We start from the raw sequence: 13196 nt of genomic DNA, 5'->3' as shown, positions 1-13196 counted from the left end.
TTAATCATTCATAACTTAGTGTTTTTAATACACTTAGTTTATTAAATCAGGATATGACAAAATCGCAATATTTTATATTGATTTTAATTTTAGGGCTTCTTTCTACAATAAGTCCTTTTTCGATTGATATGTATTTGCCAGGCTTTCCATCTATAGCTAAAGACCTGAACTCAACTATAGATAGGGTGCAGCTGTCGTTGACCAGTTATTTTATAGGAATATCATTGGGGCAATTAGTTTATGGGCCATTGCTTGATAGGTTTGGAAGAAAAAGGCCGTTGTATATTGGTTTGCTTATCTATGTAGTGGCGTCGGTAGGTTGCGCATATACCAATTCTGTAGAGCAGCTGATCTTTATGCGATTGGTACAGGCTGTTGGTGGGTGTGCAGGTATGGTAGCGGCTCAGGCATTAGTGAGAGACTTGTTTCCTGTGGAAAAAACAGCGCAGGCTTTTGCTATGTTGGTGTTAGTAATCGCCATTTCTCCTATGATTGCGCCTACTTTAGGTGGATATATGGTGGCTTCTTATGGCTGGCATTCAGTGTTTTTGGTTTTAGGAGGTATTACAGCTTTTATTTTAGTGGCAGCATTTTTCGCACTGCCAGAAGGGCAGCTGGCAGACCGATCATTGTCTTTAAAGCCTAAAGCAGTGGCTAAAGCCTATTGGACAGTGTTAAACAACAAGCAGTTTGCAGTGTATGGTTTTGCTGGAGGAATAGCTACCTCGGCCCCTTTCGCTTATATTGCCGGGTCTTCAGACGTGTTCATGAATATTTATCAAGTGTCAGAAAAGCAGTATGGTTGGATTTTCGCTATTCTGGCTTTTGCCATGATAGGATCTACTCAGCTGAACCATATTTTATTAAAGTATTACAGTAACAAGCAGGTAATGAAAGTGGCTATTAGCTATCAGGTAGTTACTGGTATATTGATGGTAGGAGGGGTGATGCTTGGCATTATTAATATGTATATGCTCATTGCATTGCTTTTCATATTCTTAACCGGTCATGGATTATCTAATCCTAATGCTTCCGCTTTAACTTTAGCCCCGTTTACTAAAAATGCAGGTAGTGCCAGTGCCTTAATGGGAGCTATCAGGATGGGACTTGGAGGCTTGGTTTCTGCACTTGTAAGTGTGCTGCACAATGGTACTACTTTGCCTATGGTGCTAGTAATGGCTTTTTGCGCTGCGGGAGGTTTGATAATATTGCTTGCAGGTGATGGCAAAAAGCGAAGTCCCAAAAAAGAGAAGTTATCAGACTCTTATGGTCAATAGGAGTATGTAATACTGTATTATTCCAATTAGTTTTTTAGCCTGTGTGGTTTAGTTAGCTTTACAGCAAAATAATAAATAGCTTATGTTTACCGGAATTATAGAGAGTTTGGGTATGGTGAAATCTATCCAAACAGAAGGGGAGAATAGACATTTTGAAATAGAAAGTTCTATATCTTCCGAATTAAAGATAGATCAAAGCGTATCTCACAATGGAGTTTGCCTTACGGTGACTGAGGTAGATGGAGATAGCCATTTTGTTACCGCTATTCATGAAACCATGACTAAGACTAGCCTGGGAGATTTAAAGCCAGGAAGCCTTGTAAATCTGGAGCGCTGCATGATTAATAATGGCCGATTTGATGGTCATATTGTACAAGGGCATGTGGATATGACTGGTGTGGTTAAAAGCATTAAAGAAGAAGGTGGTAGCTGGCTTTTTACGATAGAGCATAATCTTTCTAAAGAGCATTTTACAGTAGAAAAAGGGTCAATAACTCTTAATGGAATTAGCCTAACTTGCTTTAATTCAAAAGATAATGAATTTAGTGTAGCTATTATTCCTTACACTTACGAACACACTAATATGAAACATTTAGAGGTAGGCAGTTCTGTTAATCTAGAGTTTGATATTATTGGAAAATACGTACAAAAACTTCTAGCTAAGTCCGGACAGATTTAAATTTATTCTCATGCACCCAAGCTGCTAACTTGTAAAAAAGATAGCCAAACAGTGTTCCAATAAGTCCACCCACTAAAATGTCTCCGGGGTAGTGTACGCCCAGGTAAATTCTGCTGTATGCTACCACGAAGGCCCAAACAAAAATTGTCCAGATCCATTTGTATTCATTTCTGAATAGGAAAAAGACGAATGCCGCTAAAGAAAAGGCATTACCTGAATGAGATGAAGCAAAGCCATAATGACCTCCGGTATAGCCATTAATAATATAGACTAATCCTTCAAACTGAGGATCTCTAGAGGGCCTGGGGCGTTCAAAATAAGGTTTCATAAAACCAGAACAAACCTGATCTGCAGCAGCTATTGCCAGCCCTAACCCTACAAGCCAAATGATGGAATGCCATTTATATTTTTTAATGATAATTCCTGCAAGGACAGCATAGAAAGGGAACCAAACATATTTATCAGAGATCCAAAACATAACCTGATCTAGCCAGTCTTGATGTAGTCCGTTGAGAAAAAAGAATATTTCCTGATCAAGTTTGATTAACCAATCTATCATAAAGTGTCTTTAAAATTTAATGGTAGCGTTTACTTTTGATTTATCCAATCAATATTTTTCTTAAGCAATTTAAGGGTTTCACTCTCTTTGCTGCCCTCTTCAGGTTGAAAATCATATACCCAGTTCGCTTGGGGAGGCAAACTCATGAGGATAGACTCAGTTCTGCCATCGGTATCAAGGCCAAATTTTGTGCCTTTGTCCCAAACTAAATTAAACTCTACATAACGGCCTCTGCGAAGCATTTGCCAATTCTTTTCTACTTCAGTAAAGGTTTTGTCTCTGTTTTGATTGATATAGTGAACATAAATGGGTGCAAAGCTTTTACCTACTTCCTGCACAAAGGCAAAAAGATCTTCTTTGGAGCCTTCACTTTCTCCAAGCCTGTCAAAGAAAATACCCCCCACACCTCTGGTCTCTTTGCGGTGTTTCAAATAGAAATACTCATCAGCCCAGGTTTTAAATCTAGGATAAAAGTCACTGTTATGATGGTCGCACACAGATTTGATGCTTTGGTGGAAGTAAAAAGCCTCCTGTGGGTTTATGTAATGAGGTGTTAGGTCTATTCCACCTCCAAACCACCACACGCCATTGCTCATTTCAAAATAGCGAACATTCATGTGAATGATAGGCACCCAAGGGTTGCTGGGGTGAATAACTATTGAAACTCCTGTGGCGAAAAAATCGCACTCTTCAAGTTCCAGAGCCTGAAGTATATTAACAGGCGTAGTACCTTCAACAGCAGAGAAATTTACGCCTCCTTTTTCTAAAACATTACCGTCAGTGATTACTCTGGTACGGCCGCCGCCGCCGCCAGGTCTTTCCCATAAGTCCTCCTTAAACTGGGCTTTGCCGTCAGCTTTTTCTAATGCATTACAGATTTCATCCTGTAATAACTTAAACCACTCCGAAATATCTGTTTTAGTAATACTCATAGGGCAAAACTATTGAATTCTTGATTACTACTCAGGTTTTTTTCGATTTGATAATTGTAAAAAATATTAAATAGGGCTATGTTCTTTGCGAATTTCGTAAATTAGCTATTGTAGCGAACAGTCGTTAGCTTGAGCGAATAAAAGAAAAAATTCCTATGCCTTCAACCCGATCTTTCATAACTCAGGATAAGCCCACCATCAATAAAAGTGTTTTACTGAAAGCCTACAGCCTGATGTGTACTACTAAAAGAATGGCTGAGCTGTACGATGAAAATAGGGAGGTTTGTAGCAAATATGTGCATAGCACTTCCAGAGGTCATGAAGCCATTCAGTTAGCGGCAGGGTTTCAACTTACAGAGCATGATTATGCCTCTTTATATTATAGAGATGAATCTATTCTTTTAGGTATCGGAATGCAGCCCTATGAGTTAATGTTACAACTTCTAGCCAAGGCTGATGATCCATTTTCTCAAGGTAGAACTTATTATTCACATCCATCATTGAAGAGGAAGGGATTTCCTGTGATACCTCACCAAAGTTCTGCTACAGGTATGCAGGCTATACCTGCTACGGGCATGGCTCAAGGTATTCAATATTTGGAAAAGGTAGGGGGAGAGAATGAAAACAGACCATTAGTATTATGCTCTCTGGGAGATGGTTCGGTTACAGAAGGAGAAGTGGCTGAGGCCTGGCAAATGGCGGTTTTGAAAAAGTTGCCTATTGTTTATCTGGTTCAGGATAATGATTGGGGCATATCAGCTACAGGTAAGGAAATGAGGAATATGAATGCGTATGAATATGCAGCTGGCTTTAAGGGCATGGAGCGGCTACAGGTTGATGGGGCAGACTTTGTAAGTTCTTATCAGGGTATTCAAAAGGCCTTTTCATATGTGAGAGAAAGAAAGGGGCCTATTTTGGTACATGCTAAGTGTCCACTATTGGGGCATCATACTTCTGGGGTAAGAAAGGAATGGTATAGAGGAGATGATGATTTGAAAAAACATAGTAAGCAGGATCCATTATTTAAGCTAAAACATTATTTACTAGAAACCGGAATAGAACTATCAGAACTTGAAGAATTAGAGGCAAAAGCTATAGAAAATGTAGCAGGTGAATATCAAAAGGCATTGCAAGCTAGTGATCCTGATGTGCAAACGTATGATATGCATGAGTTTGCACCGACTGAGATCACCGAAGAAAGAGGGGAGCGAGAGCCTGATAAAGCCGAGAAAGTAGTAATGGTAGATGCGGCATTACACGCCATAGAAGAAATATTGAAGAGCCACCCTGAAGCCCTTTTTTATGGACAGGATGTAGGAGGTACATTGGGAGGTGTATTTAGAGAAGCGGCCACATTAGCTCAAAAATATGGTAGTCACCGGATCTTTAACACGCCTATTCAGGAGGCATATATTATAGGTTCTACTGCGGGGATGTCTGCTGTGGGAGCAAAGCCTATTGTGGAAGTACAGTTTGCGGATTATATATGGCCGGGTATTAATCAGCTCGTAGAAGAGCTGTCTAAGAGTTGTTATTTGTCAGCCGGCAAGTTTCCTATACAATCACTGATCAGGGTGCCAATCGGAGCCTATGGCGGCGGTGGACCATACCATTCGGGAAGCATAGAGTCAGTACTGTTGAGCATAAGAGGAATTAAAGTAGTTTATCCATCTAATGCTGCTGATATGAAAGGATTAATGAAAGCCGCATTTTACGACCCTAATCCTGTGATTATGCTAGAGCATAAAGGCCTTTACTGGTCTAAAGTTCCGGGAACCAAAGAGGCGAAGACAGCTGAGCCATCAAAGGACTATATTATTCCACTAGGAAAAGCGCGACAGGTATTAACGGCACAAGATGATGTTATTAAGGAAAAATCCAGTTGTGTGATTATCACATATGGAATGGGGGTATATTGGGCTAAAGCTGCAGCTAGTAGCTTAGAAGGTAGGGTAGAGATCTTGGACTTACGATCTCTCAATCCCATTGATTGGGAAAGTATTGAAGCTGCAGTGAAAAGGCATAACAGAGCTTTTGTGCTTACCGAGGAGCCGTTAATGAATTCGTTTGCCGAGTCTTTGGCAGGGAGAATAGGCCATAGGTGTTTTGAGTTTTTGGATGCACCTGTACAGTTGCTCGGGGCTGCTAATTTACCGGCTATTCCTTTAAATGTGGAGTTAGAAAAGCAGGTGTTGCCTAATGCAGCAAAAGTTGAGCGAGCGCTTGCTGAGTTGTTAGAGTATTAGAAAGGATAGCCAATACCAATATTCAGTACAATCGCTTCTGCTGCTGTAGGAGTAAAGGGCTCATCATAATACCCACTAGATGTAATGAAACGCTTACCTTCAGGCCTGGCGGGATCATAGAGCTTCATGCCAGCATCTAGCCTTAATACCAGGAATGAAAAGTCAAAGCGTAACCCCAGGCCACCACCCACGGCTATTTCTTTGTAAAATCGATCCAATTTAAATTGAGATCCAGGTCTGGAAGGGTCTTTCTGAATCATCCAAATATTACCAAAATCAATAAAAGCGGCATAATCAATAAAGCCAATCAGGTTCTTTCTGAGCTCTATACTTCCTTCTATTAACAATTCTCCAGGCTGTTCAAAATTATACGTAACCCGGTTAGATACTGAATCAATGGAAGAAAATGATCCTGGGCCCAGCCGCCTCGGTCGCCATGCTCGTATACCGTTACTACCTCCGGCAAAGAAATATTTTTCATAAGGCAATATTTGGTTCTCACTATAAGGCTTGGCTATACCTGCATTAATTCGATAGGCCAGGGTTGTATTTTCATTGATAGGATTGATCTTCCGTTTATCAATACTAAATTTTATGTATTTATAATACTCTAATCCTTGCCTTTCTATTGGGCCCGGATCAATGAAATTAAGACTGGTACCACCACTTTCCAGGTAAATTCTGAAAAAAGAAGAGTTCTCAAAATTGATTCCGTAGCTGTTATTATTCCAGGTAGTGCTGAAGTTCATGCTACTTACAAATGATGGTCTAAAAGTGTTTATAAGTCTGTTACCTCTTTGAGCCAGCACAATAAGTGTATCTCTAAAACTCTGACTTAAATCCGAATTAATGATGCTAATATCAGTAGTGGTGAAGTTAAATAAGGTCTGCTTTTCGGATTGCCAGGAATAAGAATTGGAAATATTAATGTTTTCTCTGACATATTCAGGTCGATCTGTGTAGGTATAACCGGTAAGAAGTCTTGTTTTTGGGTTTAGGCGACCCAGCCGTTCCTTTGCTTTGCCACTTAAAGGTAGTACGAACTGCGGAAAGGTTAAAGAGGCGTTCACCCCAGCTTCTACGCTGGCGTAGACTTCCTGTACTTCGGTTGCAGGTGCTACTCCTTCAATTCCTACTCTGCCGTTTAATTCCAGAATTTCAAGCCCTCTGAATACATTTCTTTTTTTGAAAGACACATTATAAAAAGGCCCAGGAAACCCCTGAGTAACATTTATTCCTACTTCGTTAGTCCATTGATACCGGCTCAGTGGGCTGGTGTATATGTTGGCTATTAACTTGCCATCAGCTGAGTCATAGTTGATATTTATAAACCGAAAATGATCAAGGTTAGCGAGCTGTCGCTGAGTGGTAAAGGTGTTGCTCTTGCTATAAACACTATCTTTTTTAATGAAAACCCTTCTGTTAAGGATTTTAAAATTATATAGGTTTTCATAAAAACGATAGGTAGTACCATTGTAGGTTTCTGACTTTCTTAAGGAATCAGATGGAGTGGTGGCAGCATTAGCATCTGTAGTGAAATTAACGCTGTCTACAGTAAAAACCCTGTGAGATCCTTTTTTAGGTTCATTAATTACCGTTTCAATAGCGATTTTCTTATCTCCACCAAATGCGGTATCTACATTGAATTCTACGTATTGACGACTAAAATCAAAATATCCGTTATCTTTTAATAATTGATCAATCCATTCTCTTTCGTCACTAATCTTACTTTGATCATAATTCTCACCTACTTTTAATTGGCTATCATCCTTATTCTTTTTAATGAGTTGAGTAATAGCGTCATCGGTAGACTCAAGCATTACCGTGTCTATAGTATAAGGCTCTCCTTCTTCAATAATATATTTAATCGAGACTTTATCATTGTATAGCCTCAGGGTAGTGTCTACAGAGGCTTGGAAATAACCTTTAGAGTAAAGATATAACTTAAACCTATCCATGGTTAGCCTAGAAAGCGCAGAATCATATACAGCGATGGGTTCACCCCAGCGCATCCAAATATTACCCTCCTGAATGGTTTTGTTTATTCGGGCTATCTTTTTCTGCTTTTTACGCTCAAGTTTTTTGGCCTTTTTTGATTTTTCTTTAGCCTGAGCTTTAGCTATTTTTTTATTCCATTTAATTCTGGTCTCATTTCTTTTGGCCTTATACCTATCAGCATCATACCTGTTTTGCCCATAATAATAAAACCATACATAAGGAGAGAAGGGAACTATAGGAAATTGTCGGTTAGGCTTTTGGGCATATAGCTGAGCCAGATCTTCTTTATCTATCTGGTTACTACTTTTTATTTTCTGTTTGTAGAGCAGTTTTTCATCTTCTTTAAGATATTTGGAGCCCAAACATCCTGACAGTAGAAATGCTGTGATGATTATAAAAATATAATGTACCCTCAAACTTATTCGTAACTTATAGCTTATGATATCTAAAACAACTGCGAAGTTCATTAAATCCTTGCAATTAAAGAAATACCGAAAGGAAGAACAATCATTTTTAGTAGAGGGAAAGAAAAGTGTTCAAGAGGTATTACAGTCTGATTTTGAGGTAACAATGCTTCTGGCGACTAATGATTTCATTAAAGATACCATTATTCCTGAAGAAATTGAGATCATAGAGGCAAGTGAAAAGGATCTGGAGAAAATAGGCACATTAAAATCTAATAACCAGGCTTTAGCAGTGGTCAAAATGAAAGAAGACAAGAGGTTTACGATGAGTTCATCCGAATATGTAATAGCGCTGGATGATATCAATGACCCAGGTAATTTGGGTACCATAATAAGAATAGCTGATTGGTATGGCATTTCTAAAGTATTGGCATCTCCTAATACAGCTGATTTTTATAACCCTAAAGTAATCTCTGCATCTAAGGGATCTTTCGCCAGGGTAGATGTGTGGTATAAGGACTTGTCGGAAGTGTTGTCAGATGTGGAGGTACCTGTCTATGGGGCTTTATTAGATGGGGAAAATGTGCATCAGGTGAGTTTTAGTAAAGGAGGAATTTTGTTAATGGGAAATGAAGCTCATGGTATCTCAGCTGAAATCGAAAAAATGGTAACCTCTAAAATTACCATACCTGCTTATGGTAGAGCAGAATCTTTAAATGTAGCAATGGCTACGGCAATTATTTGTGATAACGTAAAGAGGAGCCTTTCCGCTCCTCTTTAACCTCTATCAACCTAACCCACACGTTTCTATTTCACTATGGCCAAATCCATTAGTTTGCTGGCCATTTTCACCCCCGTCTTATCCACCACTTCACGATTAATCTCAAACATTAATTTGCCTTCTTTATGGATTAAATTAATCGCACTACCTTTCTCGCCCTCCTGCTCTGTAATGACCAGCAAATCTGTAATGTCCAACTGTCGGATTTGATTAGCACTTAATTCACCTCCTTTAGTGACGAATAGAATATTACAGTCATCTACATCTGAAATATTAGTATAGTTTTTAATTATTATTTTTTTACTGGTTGATCTTGATGAGGCTAATGCTGATAAAGTCTTATACATTTGATCATTATTAGAAATGATACCTAGCACTATGTTGTCAGAAGGGGTTGACCATTCCAAATACTTAGTTATAGATAGTATAAATTGACTTTTCGTTTTTCGCTCATCATCAATATCAGTAATTTTATCAAAAGCCCTAGCTCCCATAAAAGGAGTGAGGAAATAAGCAATGAGAATAAAAAATGAGGCTTTTGATTTCATGATTTCTTGCTTTTAAAAATTGATATTTCAAATATCGTAAGCAGAATGAATGAAATTATAGGGGATTATTCTGAAAATGAATTTTTAATGTAAATGGTTGTTTTTCAGTGTTTTGTATGTTCGTCTATCGGTGCTATAGGCTGTTTTTATGACAGAGTAAAGATGTATAAGGGGCTCTCTGAACTTACGATACAGGAAAACCCCTAAATTTTAATCAGCAAGTTCTCTTAAATCCACCGGAATCACACGAGAGACACCTTGTTCTATCATGGTAATACCATAGATTACATCAGTGCTGGCCATGGTTCTTTTGTTGTGAGTCACTATTATAAATTGAGATTCTTTAGAGAAGGTCTTTATAATATTGTTGAACTTATCAATATTGGCATCATCTAAAGGAGCATCAACTTCATCAAAAATACAGAATGGAGCCGGCTTCAGTAGATAGATGGAAAACAGAAGAGAGGTAGCAGTAAGTGTTTTTTCACCTCCTGAAAGCTGGTTAATAGTAAGTGGTCTCTTTCCTTTTGGCTTAGCTATAATCTCGATGCTAGATTCCAGAGGATTTTCAGGATCACTCAGTTTAAGGTCACAGTCATCTTCTTCAGTAAACAAGCTTCTAAATACTTTTACGAAGTTCTCTTTTATTTTTTCGTAAGCATCTATAAAGGTTTCTTTGGCTACTGTATCAATTTCACTAATAGTTGTCAGTAGAGATTCTTTAGCATTAAAGAGATCCTCTCGCTGGCTGGTAATGAAATCATTTCTTTCTTTTATTTCCTGGTAGGCTTCCATGGCCATAGGGTTAATAGGCCCCATACGATCCAGCCTGTCTTTTATTTTGTTAACCTTTTCTCGAAGTTCCTCTTCACTGGCTTCTACTTGCTCTTCAGACTCCTCATCCATTATCTCATCCACCTTAATGTTAAACTCTACAGAAAGTCTTTCTTTTACTGAATTGAGTTCAAGCTTGGTTTCATTGAGCTTATTTTGAAGCTCCATGAGCACGGTGTCTATATTTTCTTTATTCCTCTGAACTTCTCTTACTGACTTATCAACTTCATCTATTTGCCCTCTTACATTATAGTATTCTCTTTCGGCTTCATTTACACCAGCTTCTATGCTTTCTTTTTCTTCGTACATAGATACCAACTCATCATCATTGGTCTCAGCTTTATCTAACAGTTGTCTGATTTCAGATTCATTCTCTTTTAACTCCAGCTGATTTTTCTCTATTCTGGCTTTACTATTTTCAAAGGTATCTGTTTTGTATTCGATCTCTTGTTCCAGACTTCTAACTCGGTTCTCCTGCTGGTGAAAAGAGATGTTTTGCTCATTGAAAGCAGAGGATTTCTCTGTTAGAATTTCATTTTCCTCTTGCAGTTCTAAAGAGAGGTCATTTAATTTCACTTCTTTTTCAAGTTGCGCCTTCTCTTCATTTTCAGCTCTGGGCTTGTCTTCAGCTATTTGCTCAGTAAGCTCCTCTATTTTTTCAAGGATATCTTCTTTTCGCATATCTGCGTCAGAAAGCATTTTGCTAAACTGCTCTTGCTTAGTTTTTATAGAGATATACTCTTCATTGATAAGTTTAATCTCTTCCCTTAACTCTTCAATGTCGGTTTTTTTGGTGCTGAGCTTAAACTGTTCAAGTTCTTTTTGTTTGTCTTTAAGGCTTTGCTGTACCTCATCCAGTCTTTTTGTGAGCTCCTTTATTTCTTTATCTAATTTCTCCAGGTTTTTAGCTCGCCCTATCTTTTTACCTTCAAATAGACCTACAGAACCTCCGGAAATACTGAAACGCCTTCTGGTGACTTTACCACTTTGCGTGATGAAGATATTTTCATCATTTTTTGGTATGTTCTTGTAATCTCCTTCCAGAATGTACACCCTATCTAATATATGACTCATCAGCTTTCTGTACTTGCTGTCATATTCCATGATGTTAGTAGCCGGGAAGGCATTGTCATAAAGAGTAGTGTTAGAAGGAGTAAAGTCTTCAAAGGACTCCAGGATAAAAAAGTGTGCTTTACCTCTGGCGGCTTCACTTAAAATATTGATGGCTTCATAAGCATCTTCTTCTTTCTCTACTATGTAATAGTTCAGGTAGGGCTCCAGATAATTTTCTATGGTTACCCTATATTTATCATCACAGGTGAGTATGTCTGATAGGAGAGGGGCATTCTTGTTCCAGCCTGCTTTTTTCTTTAAAAATTTAATGGCTTCAGGAAAACCCTCCAGACTTTCTACCAGAGATTTTGTGAGGTTGTATTCATTCTGTCTGGCATCTAGCTTTCGGTTGGTCTGTGTTACTTCCTCCCTGATAACCTCAATAGTTTTTTCGGTAGACTCAATTCTGTTCTGAAGATCAGTTTCTTCTGCCTGTAATCTTTGCTGTTCTTTATCCTTTACACTAAGCTGTTCTGATAAAGCAGAGACTTTTTGATCAAATTCAACTAAGCTGGCACTTTGTTGATTAGTATCACTAGCGGTTTTTTCAAGTTCTTGTTTTAGGGAGCTAAGCTGAAGTTCTTTAATTTCAACAGATTTTTTAAGTTGATACATCTCTTCTTGCTTACTCTTCTGAGATTTTCGGAGCGTATCTACCTCTTCCTGAATTTGAGCGGTTTTCCTTTTTTGAATTTCATACTCTTCTTTTAAACCGCCGAGTTTTACTTCTATCTCTGCTAAGATCTTCTGAGCCGCATTTTTTTCCTGTGTAAGGCTTTCAAGGCTGAATTTGGCACGTTCATTACTCTTTCGGTCTTGCTCTATTTGGTCTTTAAGTGAGTCAGATTTGTCATTAAGAAAGCGTAAACGCTCATTTTTTATCTTTTTCTCACTTTCGTATTGCCTAATTTTATTTACATGCTCATTAAGTGCTTTTTGCCTTGATGAAAGTGCCTTTTCTTTGAGAATCATGTCAGCCTTAGATTTCTCCAGGCTGGCTTCTTTTTCACTTACTTGCTTGTTAAGGCTTAGCTTTTTATCATTTTCGGCTTCGATTCGTTTGCCTAAATTCTTATAGTTCTCACTAAATTTATTAATAGTGAGCCGTGCCAGTAAAATACTTAATGATTTATATTCTTCTTTAAGTTGATAGTACTTTTCAGTCTGCTTGGCCTGTCTTTCTAAAGACTTCATGTTCTTTTCGATCTCATAAAGGAGATCTTCTACTCTTTCCAGGTCAGCATCAGTATCCTGAAGTTTTTTTAAGGTCTCTTTCTTCCTTTTTTTGAATTTGGAAATTCCGGCTGCTTCTTCAAAAAGTCCTCTTCGCGAGTTGTCCTTGTCATTAAGAATATCATCTACCATTTTTAATTCTATAATGGCATAGCTATTAGAAGCAATACCAGTATCTAAAAAGAGGTTGGTGATATCTTTGAGCCTACAAGTTACACCATTAAGTAAGTATTCGCTTTCCCCTGACCTGTAATAACGCCTGGTGATAGATACTTGTGAATATTCTGTAGGAAGTAGATTCTTTGTATTATTAAAAGTGAGTGATACTTCTGCCAGCTGAGTAGGCTTACGCTTTTTGGTTCCGTTAAAAATAACGTTCTCCATCTTCTCTGACCGCAGAGTACGGCTACTTTGCTCACCCAGTACCCATCGTATAGAGTCCACGATATTAGATTTACCACAACCATTAGGTCCTACAATTCCTGTAATTCCCTCATCAAAGTTAATTGTTACTTTATCGCCAAAACTTTTAAAGCCCTTGATCTCCAGTTTGGAAAGTTGCATGTATCTCTATTTTAAATACTTATAGGTA

9 protein-coding genes are annotated in these 13196 nt (G+C 38.3%); 4 read left to right on the top strand and 5 right to left on the bottom strand.

Annotated features, from left to right (window positions below):
* The first annotated feature begins 53 nt into the window (after positions 1-53).
* Together LVD15_RS25675 and LVD15_RS25670 are read left to right on the top strand one after the other, a co-directional pair.
* Positions 54-1277 (top strand): multidrug effflux MFS transporter, encoded by a 1224-nt coding sequence (locus LVD15_RS25675; protein WP_233778041.1) that lies wholly within the window; start codon positions 54-56, stop codon positions 1275-1277.
* Positions 1278-1359: 82 nt separating this feature from the next.
* Entirely contained in the window at positions 1360-1956 is a 597-nt protein-coding gene (locus LVD15_RS25670) for a riboflavin synthase (protein WP_233778040.1), read from the top strand.
* On the opposite strand, the gene LVD15_RS25665 is transcribed toward LVD15_RS25670, so the two are convergent.
* Together LVD15_RS25665 and hemF are read right to left on the bottom strand one after the other, a co-directional pair.
* Entirely contained in the window at positions 1937-2515 is a 579-nt protein-coding gene (locus tag LVD15_RS25665) for a phosphatase PAP2 family protein (protein ID WP_233778039.1), read from the bottom strand. The two genes, LVD15_RS25670 and LVD15_RS25665, sit on opposite strands and share 20 nt — an antisense overlap.
* A 29-nt stretch (positions 2516-2544) precedes the next feature.
* Positions 2545-3447: an oxygen-dependent coproporphyrinogen oxidase gene (hemF, locus tag LVD15_RS25660; RefSeq protein WP_233778038.1), complete on the bottom strand. Its 903-nt coding sequence runs from the start codon at positions 3445-3447 to the stop codon at positions 2545-2547.
* Positions 3448-3602: 155 nt separating this feature from the next.
* On the opposite strand from hemF, the gene LVD15_RS25655 reads away from it, so the two are divergent.
* A complete protein-coding gene (locus LVD15_RS25655) occupies positions 3603-5693 on the top strand; it encodes an alpha-ketoacid dehydrogenase subunit alpha/beta (protein WP_233778037.1) in 2091 nt (696 codons plus the stop codon).
* On the opposite strand, the gene tamL is transcribed toward LVD15_RS25655, so the two are convergent.
* A complete protein-coding gene (gene tamL / locus LVD15_RS25650) occupies positions 5690-8158 on the bottom strand; it encodes a translocation and assembly module lipoprotein TamL (protein WP_233778036.1) in 2469 nt (822 codons plus the stop codon). The genes LVD15_RS25655 and tamL overlap by 4 nt on opposite strands.
* On the opposite strand from tamL, the gene LVD15_RS25645 reads away from it, so the two are divergent.
* Complete coding sequence (locus LVD15_RS25645) at positions 8130-8876, top strand: RNA methyltransferase (protein WP_233778035.1); 747 nt, start codon at positions 8130-8132, stop codon at positions 8874-8876. The two genes, tamL and LVD15_RS25645, sit on opposite strands and share 29 nt — an antisense overlap.
* Before the next feature lie 26 nt (positions 8877-8902).
* On the opposite strand, the gene LVD15_RS25640 is transcribed toward LVD15_RS25645, so the two are convergent.
* Both LVD15_RS25640 and smc read right to left on the bottom strand, forming a co-directional pair.
* On the bottom strand, positions 8903-9424 hold the full coding sequence (locus LVD15_RS25640; RefSeq protein ID WP_233778034.1) for a YfiR family protein: 522 nt from the start codon (positions 9422-9424) through the stop codon (positions 8903-8905).
* Positions 9425-9634: 210 nt separating this feature from the next.
* The gene (smc, locus tag LVD15_RS25635) at positions 9635-13168 is read right to left on the bottom strand and encodes a chromosome segregation protein SMC (RefSeq protein ID WP_233778033.1); all 3534 of its coding nucleotides are present in this window, start codon (positions 13166-13168) and stop codon (positions 9635-9637) included.
* Positions 13169-13196: the final 28 nt, after the last annotated feature.

Origin of the sequence: Fulvivirga maritima (assembly GCF_021389955.1) — a bacterium.
Taxonomy (GTDB): domain Bacteria; phylum Bacteroidota; class Bacteroidia; order Cytophagales; family Cyclobacteriaceae; genus Fulvivirga; species Fulvivirga maritima.
Note: the sequence above shows the minus strand (reverse complement) of the source record. Positions and strands in the feature narration are given on the sequence as shown.